Below are 17,414 nucleotides of genomic sequence, written 5' to 3'. Positions count from 1 at the left end.
GAGAACTGTGCTTTTACTGGATTGGTGACACTCGTGATTTCCAGCCTAACTGTTGCAGATTTTAATGAATCAAATAAGCTTTAGACAGACCAATAAAAGAAAAAGCGGCAGACTAGGACGTGAAAATAAAGTCCTAGTCTGCCGCTATCTGTTTCAACTTGCTATTGAAGGATCGTATCCCGTTAGGTTCAATGTCCTGCCTGTTGTGAAGTTATATATTTTACTGATTAAACAGCCGATCAATCATCCAATAGGTGTTCCATTAGGTAGTTTGATATCTGGTTTCAATAAAACCACATCCCCCTTTTCGGGAATTCCTCCAAGGACTAACACCTCTGACTTAAAGCCTGCTATCCGTCGAGGTGGAAAGTTGACTACACCTATGATTTGTTCCCCTATAATATCTTCAGCCACATATCTTTTTGTGATTTGTGCACTCGAAGCTTTTATTCCGATATCTTGTCCAAAATCAATTTCAAGTTTAATAGCAGGTACTTTTGCTTCTGCAAAAAACTCAGCTTTAATTATGGTTCCAACTCGAATATCTAGTTTCAAAAAATCATCAATCGTTGCCATCTAAACATTCTCCTCATCGATTGTTTTCTTCAATTTCGCGATAATGAATTTCAAATTTAATATTTTGCAACCGTAGTATACTTTAAAGATTTTGCCCAAAAATACATCCCCATACCGAATAAAGTCATGATTCCACCTATGAATTGAAATGCAGAGATTATTTCTCCCAAGAATAAGTAGGCGAGAATTATGGCAAGAACAGGCTCTCCAATAATACCAACTGAGACCGTAGTTGCACCCATTGATTTCAACAACAAATTAAATATATATTGTCCGAAAATAGTTGGGATTACTGCAAGTAAAAAGAAATACATCCAATCCGACGAGTCATATTCGATCAAGGAATAATGATTCAACATATTGTAGACCAACATGACGCTGCCACCAATAAAAAAAACAATAACACTATATAAATTTGCATTTATTTTGTGGCTTACTTTCTGTCCTGCCAACATATATGCTGAAACCAAGATTGTTCCTAATAAAGATAATCCATCTCCGATTAATGCCTCTCTCGAAATCCCTATGTCTCCCCAAGCTATAATGATTGAACCGACAAGAGCGGCGATCAAACAAAGAATGGTCAATATATTTGCTCGTTCTCTGAACATAAAGTATGAACCCATCATTACAAATAAAGGCTGTAAGGATAAGATGACCATGGAACTCGCAACTGAGGTATATACTAAAGATTCCATCCAGAATAAGAAATATAACCCGAGAAAAAGACCAGCTATGAAAACAGTACTCCAATCTTTTTTGTTCATTTCTAAGGAACGAAACATTTTCCAAGGTACAAAGGGAAGCATTATGAGTACTGACATATACAATCTGTACATCCCAGCCACAGAGGTTGGAGTATCTGAGGATTTTATCATGATAGATGAGATAGAAACAGACAGTATGCTGATTAAAAGCAAAATATACGGATGAAACGGTAACGACGATTGATTTATTTTCACATATACGCCTCCAAGATGTCTTATCCAATCGCCTGTGCACAGGATTGTAATGATAAGCCGAAGATCTGGTATAATAATATCACCACTTTTATTTTATTTGTGTAACTATATCTTTAATTTATATAGAAATATCGTCATCAGAAAGGACCTCGCTAAAATGGAAAAACAATTGCATGAGACCATTCTATATCCCGATGTTTCATTTCCATACATCATGTACACCCATACTATTCATGCAAGTAGTCCTGAAGGTAGAGGATTCAACGATTTACATTGGCATGAGGAACTGCAAATCACTTTGGTTACCAAAGGAAAGCTAGTGATACAAGTTAACGGCATTGATCATGAATTAGAAACAGGTCAGGCCATTTTAATTAATAAAGGTGTTCTTCACGTTACTACACACCTTACACATAACGGTCAATATGTCAGCTTTAATTTCCCTGAGAAGCTGCTGGCCTTTTATGCAGATAGTGCGATGGAAAAAAACTATGTACTGCCTTATACAAACTCTCTCTTATTGTCATTAGTAATCAAAGGAGATGCTGAATGGCAAATTCAAATACTGCAAATGCTTTGGGATATGAAACAGAAATTTGATATGAAAAAAAAATGGGGCTGGGAATACGAGGTTTCCATCAAAACGGCACAATTATGGTTAGTCTTAATATCTAATATTTCGCTGTCTTCTGAGGAAGCACCTAAATACATGAAATTGCAACAGGAGCGACTTCAATTGATGCTCAGTTTTATCCATCAAAACTACTCAGACAATATAACATTGCAAGAAATTGCTGCTATAGCACATTTAAGTATTTCGGAATGCACTCGTAGTTTTAAGAGAACCATTCATATGACACCTTACGACTACTTAATTAAGTACCGTATCAAGAAAAGCAGCGAGTTATTAATTTCAACAGATTCTACAATAACTGAAATAGCTCACAGAGTGGGGTTCAATCATGTAAATCACTTCATTCAGTCTTTTAAGAAACATCATAAAAAAACACCTAAAGAATTCCGTAAATTTAGAAATGAATTCATTAATTAAGGAATGAAGCAGCCGTCAGCGTAACGACTTACTCTGTTGATGATCCTGTTTTCAATCAACATTCAAATGTAACTCCTACATCTTCCTCAGTTTCATGTCATTCATCATTCGTATAAAAAAATGGCTTCCCCCTCCACAATCAGTACAGCTGCTGTACGCAAAATGCCCCTTTTCATACAAAAAGGGGCATAACTCAATCGATTGTCTTTTCTCTTTCAGCAGTTGTACTGTTGTACTGTCCTTTAAGCCTTACCGGACCTTATTGCCCGGAGCCTGAACCATCCACTTTCATAGTCTTTCTGTCCGTAGACAAGAGGGAGGCCCAACTTCATAAGCCTATCCCCCCCATTAATAGACTTTTCTCCGCTATTTCCTGACTGAACTTCGTATTCGAGCTCTGGATTAAGTCCGTCAAGGCGCAGAACCCGCCAGGGCGCGTTCGGAACAGCCATCACTTGGAAATAGTAGACGATGGCATCCTCTTGGTCTTCAGAAACAAACATCCAAGCCGATTCGTTATCTTCAAACGGGTTCTTTAAGCGATACAAGTCACCTTTCTGTACTAAGCCACGTATCTGCTTGTATACTGCGATTTGGCGTTTGACCGTCTCTTTTTCCTCATCGGTGAATTTCGTGAGATCAAGCTCATATCCAAAATTTCCGGACATGGCGACATCACCTCGAAAATCAAGGGGCGTTATGCGTCCAACTTGATGGTTCGGAACTGCCGAAACATGCGCTCCGATTGCGCTTACAGGATAGACAAGGCTAGTTCCATATTGAATCTTCAGGCGTTCCACCGCATCGGTATTATCACTAGTCCAGACTTGAGGCATGTAGTAAAGCATGCCTGGATCAAAGCGTCCTCCGCCACTTGAACAGCTCTCGAAAAGAATATGTGGAAATTCGGTGGTGATGCGCTCCAACAGCTCATACAATCCAAGAACATAGCGATGAGCAGTCTCGGATTGTCGTTCCGGCGGCAGAGCAGCGGAACCGATTTCCGTCAGACAGCGGTTCATATCCCATTTCACATAAGAGACTGGCACGCTGGAGAAAATGGCCGAAAGCGAATCGTAGATGAAATCGCGCACTTCCTTGCGAGTATAGTCCAGCACCAGCTGCCATCTGGCTTCGCTGCGCCTCCGTCCCGGAACGTGAAGGCACCAGTCCGGATGCTCCCGGTACAACTCGCTGTCTGGAGAGATCATCTCTGGCTCAAACCAGAGCCCGAATTTAAGCCCCAGCCGATTGATACGGTTCGCGACATCCGCAAGTCCGTCTGGCAGCTTCCGACGATCCTCGTACCAATCGCCGAGAGACGAATTGTCAGAATCCCGTTTTCCGAACCAACCGTCATCTAAGACAAATAGTTCGATGCCTAGCTCAGCCCCCTCTTTCGCTATCGATACCAACTTATCTGCATTGAAGTCAAAATAGGTAGCTTCCCAGTTATTGACCAGAATAGGGCGTTCTTCATCCCGATATTTCCCTCGGCAAAGTCGAGTCCGATACAAGCGATGATACGTCCGCGACATATCTCCCAGTCCTTGACCGGAGAAAACCATAACGGCTTCTGGCGTTTGGAAGCTCTCCCCTGGGCTCAGTAACCACGAAAAATCAAAGGAGTTCACGCCGATGCTAAACCGTGTAGAGCCGAATGAATCTATTTCTGCTCCCGCCTCAAAGCCCCCGCTGTACACGAGGCTAAAGCCGAATACCTCACCATAGCTTTCCGTTGTTCCCCGAGTGACCAATGCAGCAAAAGGGTTGAGTTGATGGCTGCTCATGCCCCTTTTACTATCAATTCGGGTTTCACCTTGAAGAATCGGTTTGCGGGTAATATTCCCCTCCCGAGCCCATGCTCCCGAAAGATACATGAACTCTAAATCGCTTTTACCTGAAAAATCGACACTGGCACTTAGAGCACGGAGAAGTCGAAGATTCTTGGCTCCCGTATTACTCAAACGAGCCGAACGAGCGATTACGTTTCGATCCGCGAAGACGGTGTAAAGAAGAACAACTTTAAGACCTGAAAAGTCATCTTTTAACTCCAGTTCCAACGTATCCGCTTCGTCTTCATTCTCGGTATATACGGCCGGAAGCCCGGTTAATGATGGCTTTCCCTTGATGATCCGGTAACCATCGTACTTTAACTCCGTGATACGAGTTCCATCTTCAAGTTCTACTTGATACGCCGGGTTACGGAAGTCTCCACTCCCATACTGCGGGTACTCTTGCGGTAGCCGATCCAATCCAGCCGTCGCAGAAGTGTGAAGCAATAGATCGGTCATTGATTCACGGTGCTTCAGCCTATCTCCCCAATATACATGCACAGGAAATCCATCCACAATCTGAATAATATAACTCATGCCCGACGACTGTAGATGAAACAGCCCCGTTTGCTCTTGAACAATGATACCCATGGAAAAATAACCCCTTCCTTTAGATCATACCCCTCGGAAATCCGCACCTAAAAAAGGACATAGAAGAACCTTTTTGTAACACTACCAACTAAGTTCACATGGTGTAAAGCTTGATAAGCTCCTCATTAGTCGCAATAGGTTCTACAGAAATGATATATTAAACTAAGATATGAAGTACATGGCATGGTACTCACTATTTATGTTATAATGCTTGATAATTTACATAAGGAGATTTAGCGTGATAGAATATTTGCCACGTAGTAAGCAGCACTCTGAATTGTATCTAACTCAGTTTGGCATGGAGGAATGCATACCGGGGCACTTTTTTGGACCTGCGATAAGAGATCACTATCTGCTCCATTATATTTTGGACGGAGAAGGCACCTTCGAGGTCGGTGGGTCCAATTATCGCTTGCGGAAAGGTCAGTGGTTTCTAATCTGCCCCCAGGTCATCACTTTTTATCAAGCCGATGCAGTGAATCCTTGGTCTTATTGCTGGTTTGGTTTTAACGGAGCACTGGCAGAAACGCTCCTCAAGCAATCAGGCCTAACGATGACGCATCCAATCCTCTACTTTGAAGGAGACCATTTGATTTATCAATATTTGCAGCTAATGAATGAATCAAGTGGATGCCATAAAGCTCGGGAAACCAGACTAACCGGTCTGCTATGCTTAATGTTATCGGAGCTTATAGAGTTCGGCCCGGTAACGCCCCCCGAACAAAAGGAAAGCCGGGCGGAAATTTACGTGGAAAAAGTGAAGGATTTTATTGAAATGAATTATGCTCAGAAAATTACCATTGAGCACATTGCAAATTTTATCGGACTCAATCGAAGCTATTTATGTTCGTTATTCAAACAACAAGTAAACACAAGCATTCAGGATTATTTGGTTCGCTATAGGATCAACAAAGCATGTGAAATGATGGGAAACGCCGAACTTTCGATAGGTGATATTTCCCGTTCAGTCGGCTATAACGACCCTTTACTCTTCTCGAAAATTTTTAAAAAGGTAAAGGGATTCTCCCCCAAACATTATCGAACTGAAACCCATGCTCAAACTCAAGCCGACTACTAAAAATACAATCGCTGACTCATTTGGAGGATGGGACGACATCAACTCAATGTTTGTCACCTATTCGGCATGGACTCCAAGAGCAGAGATGACGTTCTACCCGACTACTGGTAAGAGGCCTCTTACGAACAAAAAAGATCAGCCAGAAAAACTGGCTGATCTCATAAGTTTATTTTGTTGTAGTTTGTCCTTCCAAATAAGAAACCGGCTCTTTAACCTCTACTTTGGTACCGCCAAATTCATCTTTAATGTATTTTTGAGTATCCTCGTTATGATAGAGATCCGCTAACTTTTGCAGCCCTTTGTCATTCGCCTTATCAGATGAAGTAACCAGGACGTTAATATTATTTTTGGTTGCCTGACTGATTTCCTCATGGAACAAGGAATCTTTCAGTACATTCAGACCCCCTTCTAAAGCAATTGTATTCCCAATCAGCACCAAGCCTACATCTTGAATCACTCGTGGTCCTGTTTTGTCATCAATTAGTTCAAATTTCAGGTTTTTAGGATTGCTAGTAATATCATTGACAGTACCCAAGGCATCATTAAAGTCAGCCTTAAGCTTAATCAAACCGGAGGCTTCCAATAACTTTAAACCTCTTGCTGTATTGGCCGGGTTATCTGCCAAAGCTACCAGAGCCCCGTCGGTCACTTCATCGATGCTTTTGAATTTTTGCGAATAAATCCCCATAGGCTCCAGGTAGGTTGTGGCTATAGCCTTCAAATCGGCTTTGCTCTCTTTGTTATAGCTAACCAGGTACGCCCACGATTGGAATGCATTCACATCTACTTCGCCTTCTTTGGTCGCATTGTTCGTTTCGATTCCGCCGTTAATTTCTTTCACTTCAATGTCCAGCTTGGCATCCTTGGCGGCCTGGGACTGGGCAATATGCTTCCATATCTGGGCGTCAGAGCCCATGGAGCCGATGACTACTTTTTGCGTTTCCGAACCGGAAGCGGCGCTGGAGCCATTGCTGTCTGAACTTTTATTACCGCATCCTGCGGCAACCAATAATAAACTAATCCCTAATAGTAAAACGAACGATTTCTTCATGTTGTTTTCCCCCAGACCATGTATGCTAGTGCATCGTCATTCCACCTGTAACATTAATCGCTTGTCCTGTCATATATGCAGAGAGTGGACTTGCCAGAAATAGCACCACATTGGCGACATCCTCCACCTCGGCCGTTCTCCCCAAAGGTACCTGTGAACAATCTTCTTCGTATATTTCTTGAGCGGTCATTCCGCGAATGACGCCCCCTTCAATCCGTTCACGATGCTTCATCGGCGTTTCTACAATGCCGGGGCAGACCGCATTTACCAAAATATTTTGCCGGGCAAGCTCAATGGCCATTACCTTGGTCAAGCCGAGAACCGCATGTTTGGAAGCACAATATCCGCCCATGGCCCGATATCCATTTTTTCCAGCCTGCGAAGCAATTTGAATAATTCGTCCTGATTTACGAGCGGCCACCATTTCTTTGGCAAAACGTTTGGACGTTACATATAATCCAGTTGAATTGATCGAAAATACTTTCTCCCAATCAGCCAACTCACTATCAATGACATAATCCATCGTAGAAGTACCAGCGCAGTTCACCAATATATCAGGAACTCCCGCTTCGCTGATTAGTAGATCGCACCATCTTTCGATATCATCCGGTTTGGATATGTCCAATTGCGTTTCAACCAACTGTGGATTAACCACTCTATACGGCTCTTCATAAGAAATATCAGCAGAAATCACTTTAGCTCCGCTTTTAATGAAAAGCTCTACAATTCCCTTGCCTATGCCTGACTTGCCGCCTGTCACTACCGCTGTCTGATGAGATAGGTCAATCGAAATCATAAATTTTAAAATACTCTTTCGAAAGGATCGCGGCTAATACCCGCCTCTAATACAATCTTCACATATTCCTGCGCTGAAAAAAGAGAGTGGTCCTTGTAGTTCCCGCATTCCAAAGCAGTAACAGCCGGAACCTCTGTCGTCTCCAGAATTCTTTTCAAGGTTTTTTCCAAAGCGAGTGCAATTTCCTCAGGCTCATGTTCATTCCACAAAATCAAGTAGAACCCCGTTCTGCATCCCATAGGAGAGATATCAATAATTCCTTTGATTTCATCTCTCAGGTACGTCGCTAATAAGTGCTCCAGCGTATGTACAGCTGCTGTCGGAAGTGCGTCTTCATTAGGTTGTAAAAATCTCAAGTCATACTTTTGTACTGTGCTTCCTTTTTCGTCATGCTCTACTCCCGCTGCTCTTACATAAGGAGCCTTTACAATCGTGTGATCTAATTGAAAACTTTCTACTTTTGCCATTGTTCTTTTCCTCTTTTCTGTAATTTATATTTTTAATCTAATGATGGATACTCTACATTTGTGATTTTTTCAAAAGAATTAAATGCTCCAATTCAGCATTTTTGTAATTATACATCGGATTACTCGGTTTTACCACCATAATTCTTGTCGTATTTCTTTTTTCTTTGACCGTCTCTCCTTTGCCTGTAGGTTTTGACATAGTGTACAATGTATACGATAATGCATTTTTACGAAAAAGATCGAGGACATCATAAGCCTCATTTAGGAGAATGCTCTGTGAATGAACCGGATTGGAAGCACCTGAATGCTGTCCCATTACCCTTGCAGGAATTTCAGCTACAGCTGGATCAAAACAGTGTTAACGCCAAGCAACTAGAGGAGTGGAGAAAGATTCCCGTCCTTTATCAGCTGGCTCTGGAGGAATTAAAGAATAAAATTAAGCTAATCCAGACGGAATGGAAGCTGTTAGACGGTTTTAGCCCGATTGAGCATATTAAAACCCGGATCAAAGAGCCCCACAGCATCGTGGAAAAGGTTCGGCGCAAAGGGCATGAAGTCACCTTGGACAATATATTGCGTGAAATTCATGATATCGCGGGAATGCGCGTGGTATGCGCTTTTGTGAAAGATATTTATCGTCTGATGGATCATCTTCACACACGGGAAGATATTCGTATTCTGGAGGTCAAGGACTATATAGCCCATCCTAAGCCCAACGGCTATCAGAGCCTGCATGTCATTGTGGAAATTCCGCTGATCCTGTTTGAGGGCACACGCTGGATCAAGGTTGAAATTCAATTGCGCACATTGGCTATGGATTTCTGGGCCAGTATGGAGCATATTTTGTACTATAAGTTCGATAAGAAAGTGCCTGAACATGTCGTTAATGGATTGACCGAAGCCGCACGTGCAACCTACGAGCTGGATCAGAAAATGCTGAAGTTGCGCGGCGAAATTTTATCGCTTAGCAAGGAACAGGATGCGGAAGAATCCCCGGCGAAACAATCCGAAGAGTCGTCCTTGAAGACACTCTCCCTCCCTGCAGATCACGCCACTTCACGGCCACAAACCTGCTAAGTTTTTGTGCACAAGATAACTTAAGAATTCAGTCGAGGCTGCAACAACTATGGTTCATTCTTACGCTGGATTCTTATGTATTAGGTATAAATAAAGAGCCATCAAAACCACGTTCATCATGGTTTTGATGGCTCTTTTACACATTTTTTCGATCAAATATCACTGCTTCTCGCGAATTTCTGTGCTGATTTTCTCTACGATGTCCGCAATGCTGAGTGATCCCAGATCGCCTTCGCCGCGTTTACGAACCGCTACAGTACCAGTTGTTTTTTCATTTTCCCCGATAACGAACATATATGGAACCTTCTCCAATTGCGCCTCGCGGATTTTATAACCAAGCTTCTCATTGCGAGTATCCACTTCGACGCGCAGACCTGCTTTCAGCAACACATCCTGTATCTCATTAGCAGTCTCGATATAGTTCTCGGATACTGGCAACAGCTTCGCATGAACAGGAGCCAACCACAATGGGAATGCACCTGTAAAATGCTCAGTCAGGATGCCCATGAAGCGGTCAATCGAACCGTAGATGGCACGATGAATAACGACTGGACGGTGCTTCTGGTTGTCCTCGCCCACATAAGTGAGGTCGAATTTTTCAGGCATTTGGAAGTCCAATTGGATCGTTCCGCACTGCCAGCTGCGTTTGAGCGCATCGAGAATGTGGAAGTCAATTTTTGGACCGTAAAATGCTCCATCTCCCGCATTAATACGGTAGTTGATGCCCAGGTGATCCAGCACGTTTTGCAGAGCTTGTTCCGCTTGATCCCACAGCACTGGCTCGCCCATAAAGTCATCTGGACGTGTGGACAATTCCACTGTGAAGTCAAAGCCAAACACACTATACATTTCGTTAATCAGCTTAATCACGTCTGTAATTTCTTGTTCAATCTGACCTGGTGTGACGAAAATATGCGCATCATCCTGGCAGAATGTACGAACACGCATCATACCGTTCAACGCGCCGGACAGCTCATGGCGATGCACTTGTCCAAATTCGGCTATACGAATTGGCAGATCGCGGTAGGAGTGAAGCTCATTTTTAAACACAAGCATATGCCCTGGACAGTTCATCGGTTTCAGAGCAAATGTAGTTTCATCCACTTCGGAGAAGTACATGTTTTCCTTGTAATGCTCATAGTGTCCCGATTGTTCCCACAGACGATTGTTCATCATCAGCGGTGTACGTACTTCCTCATAGCCATGCAGACGTTGAATGTCACGGGAGTAATCTTCCAATGCAGTGCGGACAACCATACCTTTAGGCAGGTAGAACGGCATGCCCGGTGCTTCTTCGGAGAACATGAACAGTTCCAGCTCTTTACCCAGCTTGCGATGGTCGCGTTTTTTCGCTTCTTCCAGCAAATGCAGGTGCTCATCCAGTTGTGCTTTTTTCGGGAATGCTGTTCCGTAGATACGTTGCAGCATCTTGTTGTTGGAATCGCCTCTCCAGTATGCGCCCGCTACACTCAACAGTTTAAAAGCTTTGATGCGGCCAGTAGATGGCAAATGCGGGCCACGACACAGGTCAAAAAATTCGCCTTGATCATAGATTGTAATTTCCGCTTCTTCCGGCAAATCACGAATCAGTTCCAGCTTCAGTGGATCTTCCAACTCTCCAAAAATACGAGTGGCTTCCTCACGGCTAACCACACGACGTGTAATCGGCAGATTTTCCTGTGCGATCTTCGTCATTTCCTTCTCGATCTTGGCCAAGTCGTCAACGGACAATGGGTTTTCGATATCAATGTCATAGTAGAAGCCGCTGTCGATGACCGGACCGATACCCAGCTTCACGTTTTTCTCACCGTAAATGCGTTTGAGCGCCTGAGCGAGCAAATGCGCTGTACTGTGGCGGTAAATTTCCAGACCGTCTGCACCGTCCAGCGTAATAATTTCAAGGTCAACGTTCTGATCCAAAACGGTGTTCAGATCTACAGCCTTCCCGTTCACTTTACCTGCTACTGCGTTCTTTTTCAGCCCGGAGCTGATCGAACCCGCCACGTCGGCGATCGTTACGCCCTGCTCGTACTCGCGTACGGCTCCATCCGGCAATTTCACTTGAATACTCACGATTAAAGCCTCCATTTCAAATTGTGTGCTATATCAAAATTGAACGCAAAAAAACGCCTCTCTCCCTCAAGGGACGAGTGCGTTCAGCTCGTGGTTCCACCCTAGTTCGGCCCGCTCCTGTGCGTACATTCATGTTCATCGGAACATGCTTCATGCACGACATGCGTGACCCTCCATTGGTATCCGTTAACGGGGATAAAGCGGTAGGCGCTTACTAATGTTACTGCCAGATTACACAGCTACATGTTCAACGTCACGGCTACAAAGGGGTAACTTCACATGCGGTTGCCGGAAAAGCTCTCAGCCTCGTCTTTTCTCTCTGAACGGCCCTTCAAGGAAATCATGTCTTTGGTCAATGCCTTGAATATCACTATATGCTACAGCATTATAGATCAAATTCGCAGGTATTTCAAGTGGGCGTTTATGTAAGTTCATGCCTCCTATGCATCAGCTGGCTCAGGGAGCTCATGTGCCCATATTTACACAGCTCTAAAAACACTATAATATATACTCATCTAGACGATACCGTACAGAAAGGGAGAGGGAGAGGGAGAGATGCCTAAAATTATTGTCACAGAAGAACAATGGATTCAGAAAGGAATCGAACGTTTTGAACAGGGTGGGATTGATCAACTTGTTGTTGAGAAAATGGCCGTTGCATTAGGGTGCAGTAAGAGCAGTTTTTATTGGTATTTTAACAATCGCAGCAGCTACATTAGACAGATTGTGGAGACATGGAAGGAACAGACGACACAACAGGTTATTGCAGCGTCCATCATCCATGCTGCCGCAGATGAGCGGATCAGAGAGTTGTTAACCCAGATGTTCGGGAAGACGAAACGAGGAGATTTTCTGTTTTATCTGCGAAAACTGTCATTGAAGGATGATAGTTACCATTCCCTACTCAATGAAGTCGAACAGATGAGAATGGAGTTTATGAAGCAGCTTTTAATACAGAAGGGAATGCAACCAGAGAAAGCCGTTCAGAGATCATGGATGTTGTACCATTACTACTTAGGTTGGTATGAGCGTCACAAGCAAGAGACGTTAAGTGACGAAGCCATTCAACAGCATATTCACATGATTTGGACAGAGTGGATTTCAAATTAATTCAATTAAGGAGGATGCCACATGTTGGAGTTACTTACATGGGCAGTTGGCGGAATTCTATGGGTACTGAGCGGCATGCATCTATATTGGGTATTCGGCGGACAAAAAGGTGCAAAGGCAGCGATCCCAAGCACAGGAACGGCTTTGCTCTTTGAGCCCTCCAAGATAGGGACATCAATTGTAGCTATTCTACTAGCTTTAGCCGCTTGGTTCGTACTAGAACTAGGTGGAGTTACACAATTCCTGTTTTTCAGTACCTTTCATTCCTACGGTGCAGGCTTGTTGTCGTGCGTATTTATTTTACGTTCTATAGGAGATTTCAAATGGGTAGGGCTTTTCAAGAGAAAAAAAGGAACTGTTTTTGCAAAGTGGGACACTGTGCTCTACTCGCCCCTTTGTTTTCTCTTGGGAACAGCCATTTTAATCATTATGTTTTTGCGTACGGCATAGCTTAAAGCTGACCTCTATCAGGTGATTTGTCTCTTTCGCACGTCTCCACTCGTTTCTTTCTCAGTGAAAAAGTACAGCAAAGCCAGTACAGGCAGGACGACTCCAATCAGAGAACTGAAATTCCAACCTCCTAACGCATACGACCAACCCCCTAATGATGATCCAATCGCTCCGCCTATGAAAAAAATAGACATGAATAATCCGTTCAAACGCCCTCTCGCTTCACTTCCCAAGGAGTAAATCACACGTTGTCCAAGTACAAGGTTTCCCGATACAGCCATATCCAGTGTAATCGCTGAAATAAAGAGAAGTACGAGCGCAACGGTCGAATGACTTTGAAAAAGATAGATGAGCAAAAAAGACAAGGCTGCAATGATCATAGCTAACCCGGTTAAACCTTTGCTCCAGCCTTTATCAGCCAATCTCCCAGCAATCGGAGCAGCTACTGCACCGCCTACGCCTACCAAAGCAAACAATGCAATCCCTTGTTGAGACATTCCGAAATCATCCGCCAATCGTAAAGGAACAACAGTCCAAAATAGGCTGAAGGCCCCAAATAGGCAAGCTTGATAGAGGGCACGGCGACGCAATGCAGGCGTTTGTTTTAAAAGAGTGCCTAACGAGAAAATCAATTTACTGTAAGATACCGTAGGCACAGGCTTGCGCTCTGGAAGAGCTCGCGAGAGCAGAATCGTCAACAGCGTCAAGACAATGGCTGACAAAATAAATACGGCTTGCCATCCCCAGATGCTGGTGATAAAGCTTGCTACTGGCCGTGCGAACATAATGCCTAGCAAGAGTCCGCTCATGACATTCCCAACAACGCGGCCGCGCTGCTCTTCGGATGCTAAATAGGTGGCGTACGGCACCAGTATTTGGGCTACCACAGATCCAATTCCAATGAATAAGGATGCGGTCAGGAACAACGGGGCATTGGTGGCAAAAGCGGCAACAACCAATGCACAGACTGTGATGATTAGCGATATGACCATGAGCCGTCGATTTTCAATAATGTCGCTGAGCGGTACGATAAATAGCAATCCCACCACATAACCGATTTGAGTCAAGGTGACAATGAAGCCCGCTGCTGTAGAAGAAAGACCCATAGCAATGTGAATAGGTCCTACAAGGGTTTGAGCATAGTACAGGTTGGCAACAATAAGGCCGCATGCGGCTGCCAACAAAAACATCATCCAATTTGAGATACGGTTACTTTCTAAGGCTTGTTGTTCTCTTTGCATGATAATCCTCCTCATTAATTTAAATACTAAACGTATAGTTCATTAATTCGATAATCAAATAATATACTGAACGTTTCGTTTTGTAAATAGGCGAAATCAACTTTTTTATTTCACATAATATTTGATATACTGAACGTATAGTTTATTTTTCGCGTTTACTTATATCCGTTAAGAAGGTGAGCATTCCAGTGCAGAGCAAAAGAGGACGTCCACGTAATGTCGAGACGCAAAAATCTATCCTTAACGCTTCCTATGATCTACTGTTGGAGCAAGGCTTTGGGGCGGTTACGGTAGAAAAAATTGCTGAGCGAGCGAAAGTTAGCAAAGCCACCATTTATAAATGGTGGCCTAACAAAGCTGCAGTAGTGATGGATGGCTTCCTGTCAGCCACCATAGCAAGATTGCCCGTGCCCGACACGGGTTGTGTATTAGATGACATTCTCATTCATGCCACGAATTTAGTGCGGTTCTTAATAAGCCGAGAGGGTAAAATCATTACAGAGTTAATAGGCGAAGGGCAACTTGATTCAGGATTGTCAGAGGCATACCGGACCCGATATTTCCACCCTCGGCGACTTGAGGCTAGGCTTCTTATTGAGCGCGGAATAGAGCGCGGAGAATTGAAGGAAAATCTCGATATTGAATTATGTATCGATCTCATTTATGGGCCGGTTTTTTATCGATTGTTGGTAACCGGTTATCCATTAGACGATTCCTATGTGCGACAATTAGTCATACATGCGTTCAAAGGAATTGGCTTGGACTGAATGACGTGGCATTAAGCAGTTCTCACAGAGTATCCTCTGTGAGGGCTGCTTTTTCTTTTACCTGCCACGATCCTCTGGCTAACTCCTGATTTGTTTATTCGTCAGGGTCTATACTAATTTTTTGCAGTAAATCGATAAGAAGCTCCTCTTCCTCTTCGGATAGATTGTAGACAAGGCTGACATTGGACTCGTCCAATATTCCTTGTAGGACAGGGGAAAATTCTAGCGCCTTGGCCGTAGGAGACAAAAGATGGGAACGGCGGTCATTTGGGTCTGTTTTCCGTTCAATGTAGCCTGATTCCTCCAATTGTTTCACAGAGCGTGCCGTGGTTGCCTTGTCAAATTTAAGTTCATTCGTCAACTGCTCTTGTGTAATGCCCGGCCGCTGCAAAATGAGCTTTAAAAAGCTGTGTTGTCCTCCACTGCCGATTCCGTAAGGAGTCAGTTTTTTGGACAATATTTTTTGATTACGACGGTACAGGTGGGAAATTAGCTTTCCAATCGGTTGTTTTTTTCTCATCAAATACACCTCATTGGCTTAAAAATGACACATCCCCAGTTGGGACCAAAGCAAAGTTTACAATAATATTGTTGCACACGCAACTAATTTGCTGTACACTAGAACCGTTCATTTAGTTGCGCGTGCAACTAAATAGAAATTGTTAACGATAACGAGGTGTAATGATGAGTTCAACTGCTATAACGGCTACAACCTATCAAGAGAATATCGACGTCCAGAAGAAACGTTGGCTGATTTTAATTGTTTTGAATCTGTTTACATTTATGTCCACATTGGATGGAAGCATCGTCAATATCGCTCTTCCTGTGTTGTCTCGCACGTTACATTTACCCGTGGCACAGATTGAATGGGTGACAACCGCCTATTTAATGGCGATATGTACCGCTATCTTATTTTTTGGCAAGCTTGGAGATATCGTTGGTAAAATCAAAATATTCAAAATCGGCACAATCGTATTCATTCTTGGCTCCCTATTGTGCGGTCTTAGCTCTTCGCTCTCTATGCTGCTGATTTCCCGTATTATTCAGGCGTTTGGAGCGTCCATGACCATGGCGAACAGCCAGGGGATCGTGACAGATATCTTCCCGTCCAATGAACGGGGCAAAGCACTTGGCCTCATTGGAACCTTCGTTTCTCTGGGCAGTATCGCCGGGCCAAGCTTGGGCGGTATTATTGTCTCGTCGCTGGGCTGGCAGTATATTTTCTGGGTCAATGTACCGGTAGGGCTGGTCGCTGTCTTTCTTGGCTGGAAGCTTTTGCCGAAGGATTTGATCAAGGTGAAAGATAAAATTGACGTTCCCGGTAGCTTGGTGTTTGCTATTTTTATTCTCACTTTGTTCGTCGGATTGTTGCTGGGACAGCAGGTCGGGTATGGAGACAAACGTATCGTTGCTTCGCTGGTGGTGGCTGTAGTTGCTTTTGCCATGTTCATTAGGTTGGAACTTCGTCGTCCTGGGCCGCTGTTACAGCTCGCGCTATTCAAAAATCCGTTATTTTCGCTCAGTATTTTGTGTGCTTTTCTGGTGTTCGTCGCTAATTTTTGCTTTAACATCATTTCGCCTTTCTATGCGCAGAATATGCTGAACTTGTCGCCTTTTCATGCCGGCTTCCTGCTGATGCTGCTCCCCATCTCGATGGTTATTGTGGCCCCTCTCAGCGGTGCGCTTTCCGATAAAATCGGATCTGAACTGCTTACATTCGCCGGGCTGGTCGTTATGGTCATTGCCCAAATTGGATTGGCCCAACTGCATGCAGGCAGCTCCATCCCGCTCGTGGGTCTGTGGATTGCCATGCTGGGCATTGGCAGTGGTTTATTCCAATCGCCGAACAACTCGCTGATTATGTCCACGGTACCCCGCACACAGCTCGGCTCAGCCGGGAGTGTCAATTCGCTGGTTCGCAACGTCGGTATGGTTGTGGGGATCACTTTGGCCACATCCATCCTCTTTTATATTATGAGTAAAGAGGCTGGTTATCGGGTCACCGGCTTGGTCCCGGGTCATCCAGAAATTTTTCTGGCAGGCATGCATGTAGTCTTTATGACGTCCGCGTCCATCTGTCTTGTGGCGGCATTGTTAACAGGCTGGCGGCTGATTGGGGCTAGACGGGCAAAAACGCAGCAAGAAAAGGGATAAAGACCAAGAGAAGAAATAAAGCGTCCGTAGACAGAACAATAATCGTAGGATTAAGATGATGAGTATTGCAGTACAAACACGGCATTAAAAGCAACATTTACAATTTTAAAAATGTGATACAAGGGTGGCGCTTAC

At 43.9% G+C, this 17,414-nt stretch carries 16 protein-coding genes; 7 read left to right on the top strand and 9 right to left on the bottom strand.

The genetic code is table 11. The features are described 5' to 3' along the window. Nucleotides 1–243: 243 nt before the first annotated feature. Entirely contained in the window at nt 244–576 is a 333-nt protein-coding gene (gene csaA / locus ACUUJN_RS02880) for a chaperone CsaA (RefSeq protein WP_053324545.1), read from the bottom strand. 56 nt (nt 577–632) lie between these two features. Next, nucleotides 633–1,538 carry a DMT family transporter gene (locus ACUUJN_RS02875; RefSeq protein ID WP_484669242.1) on the bottom strand — a complete coding sequence of 302 codons (906 nt, stop codon included), beginning with the start codon at nt 1,536–1,538 and terminating at the stop codon, nt 633–635. A gap of 157 nt (nt 1,539–1,695) precedes the next feature. Here ACUUJN_RS02875 and ACUUJN_RS02870 point away from each other — a divergent pair, with 157 nt between their 5' ends. Continuing rightward, a complete protein-coding gene (locus ACUUJN_RS02870) occupies nt 1,696–2,589 on the top strand; it encodes an AraC family transcriptional regulator (RefSeq protein WP_028541131.1) in 894 nt (297 codons plus the stop codon). 242 nt (nt 2,590–2,831) lie between these two features. On the opposite strand, the gene ACUUJN_RS02865 is transcribed toward ACUUJN_RS02870, so the two are convergent. Beyond that, on the bottom strand, nt 2,832–5,015 hold the full coding sequence (locus tag ACUUJN_RS02865) for an alpha-galactosidase (protein ID WP_484669241.1): 2,184 nt from the start codon (nt 5,013–5,015) through the stop codon (nt 2,832–2,834). Nucleotides 5,016–5,253: 238 nt separating this feature from the next. Here ACUUJN_RS02865 and ACUUJN_RS02860 point away from each other — a divergent pair, with 238 nt between their 5' ends. Then, nucleotides 5,254–6,093: an AraC family transcriptional regulator gene (locus tag ACUUJN_RS02860; RefSeq protein ID WP_028541133.1), complete on the top strand. Its 840-nt coding sequence runs from the start codon at nt 5,254–5,256 to the stop codon at nt 6,091–6,093. A gap of 166 nt (nt 6,094–6,259) precedes the next feature. Here ACUUJN_RS02860 and ACUUJN_RS02855 read toward each other — a convergent pair whose 3' ends face one another. From ACUUJN_RS02855 to ACUUJN_RS02845, 3 genes are read right to left on the bottom strand one after another with little or no spacing between them, the layout of a single operon-like run. After that, nucleotides 6,260–7,144, bottom strand: coding sequence for a MetQ/NlpA family ABC transporter substrate-binding protein (locus tag ACUUJN_RS02855; protein WP_023986814.1), 885 nt, complete (start codon nt 7,142–7,144; stop codon nt 6,260–6,262). Between the two features lie 25 nt (nt 7,145–7,169). Then, on the bottom strand, nt 7,170–7,940 hold the full coding sequence (locus tag ACUUJN_RS02850) for an SDR family NAD(P)-dependent oxidoreductase (protein WP_023986813.1): 771 nt from the start codon (nt 7,938–7,940) through the stop codon (nt 7,170–7,172). A 5-nt stretch (nt 7,941–7,945) separates the two neighbouring features. Next, nucleotides 7,946–8,407 (bottom strand): S-ribosylhomocysteine lyase, encoded by a 462-nt coding sequence (locus tag ACUUJN_RS02845; protein WP_007428584.1) that lies wholly within the window; start codon nt 8,405–8,407, stop codon nt 7,946–7,948. A gap of 276 nt (nt 8,408–8,683) precedes the next feature. On the opposite strand from ACUUJN_RS02845, the gene ACUUJN_RS02840 reads away from it, so the two are divergent. Then, nucleotides 8,684–9,484, top strand: a complete 801-nt coding sequence (locus ACUUJN_RS02840; RefSeq protein WP_076158742.1) for a GTP pyrophosphokinase — start codon at nt 8,684–8,686, stop codon at nt 9,482–9,484. A gap of 159 nt (nt 9,485–9,643) precedes the next feature. Here ACUUJN_RS02840 and thrS read toward each other — a convergent pair whose 3' ends face one another. Beyond that, nucleotides 9,644–11,557 carry a threonine--tRNA ligase gene (thrS, locus tag ACUUJN_RS02835; RefSeq protein ID WP_160788622.1) on the bottom strand — a complete coding sequence of 638 codons (1,914 nt, stop codon included), beginning with the start codon at nt 11,555–11,557 and terminating at the stop codon, nt 9,644–9,646. Nucleotides 11,558–12,112: 555 nt separating this feature from the next. On the opposite strand from thrS, the gene ACUUJN_RS02830 reads away from it, so the two are divergent. Then, the gene (locus tag ACUUJN_RS02830; RefSeq protein WP_068941247.1) at nt 12,113–12,667 is read left to right on the top strand and encodes a TetR/AcrR family transcriptional regulator; all 555 of its coding nucleotides are present in this window, start codon (nt 12,113–12,115) and stop codon (nt 12,665–12,667) included. Between the two features lie 21 nt (nt 12,668–12,688). Next, nucleotides 12,689–13,117, top strand: coding sequence for a DUF3995 domain-containing protein (locus ACUUJN_RS02825; RefSeq protein WP_071559378.1), 429 nt, complete (start codon nt 12,689–12,691; stop codon nt 13,115–13,117). Nucleotides 13,118–13,134: 17 nt separating this feature from the next. Here ACUUJN_RS02825 and ACUUJN_RS02820 read toward each other — a convergent pair whose 3' ends face one another. Further along, on the bottom strand, nt 13,135–14,358 hold the full coding sequence (locus ACUUJN_RS02820; protein WP_254348751.1) for an MFS transporter: 1,224 nt from the start codon (nt 14,356–14,358) through the stop codon (nt 13,135–13,137). 188 nt (nt 14,359–14,546) lie between these two features. Here ACUUJN_RS02820 and ACUUJN_RS02815 point away from each other — a divergent pair, with 188 nt between their 5' ends. Next, nucleotides 14,547–15,125, top strand: a complete 579-nt coding sequence (locus ACUUJN_RS02815) for a TetR/AcrR family transcriptional regulator (protein ID WP_023986806.1) — start codon at nt 14,547–14,549, stop codon at nt 15,123–15,125. Nucleotides 15,126–15,219: 94 nt separating this feature from the next. On the opposite strand, the gene ACUUJN_RS02810 is transcribed toward ACUUJN_RS02815, so the two are convergent. After that, nucleotides 15,220–15,645, bottom strand: coding sequence for a MarR family winged helix-turn-helix transcriptional regulator (locus ACUUJN_RS02810; RefSeq protein WP_023986805.1), 426 nt, complete (start codon nt 15,643–15,645; stop codon nt 15,220–15,222). 164 nt (nt 15,646–15,809) lie between these two features. Between ACUUJN_RS02810 and ACUUJN_RS02805 the strand changes: the two genes are divergently transcribed. Beyond that, nucleotides 15,810–17,279: an MFS transporter gene (locus tag ACUUJN_RS02805; protein ID WP_068941241.1), complete on the top strand. Its 1,470-nt coding sequence runs from the start codon at nt 15,810–15,812 to the stop codon at nt 17,277–17,279. Nucleotides 17,280–17,414 lie beyond the last annotated feature (135 nt).

The organism is Paenibacillus sp. LRG-1 (genome assembly GCF_057220305.1).
Note: the sequence above shows the minus strand (reverse complement) of the source record. Positions and strands in the feature narration are given on the sequence as shown.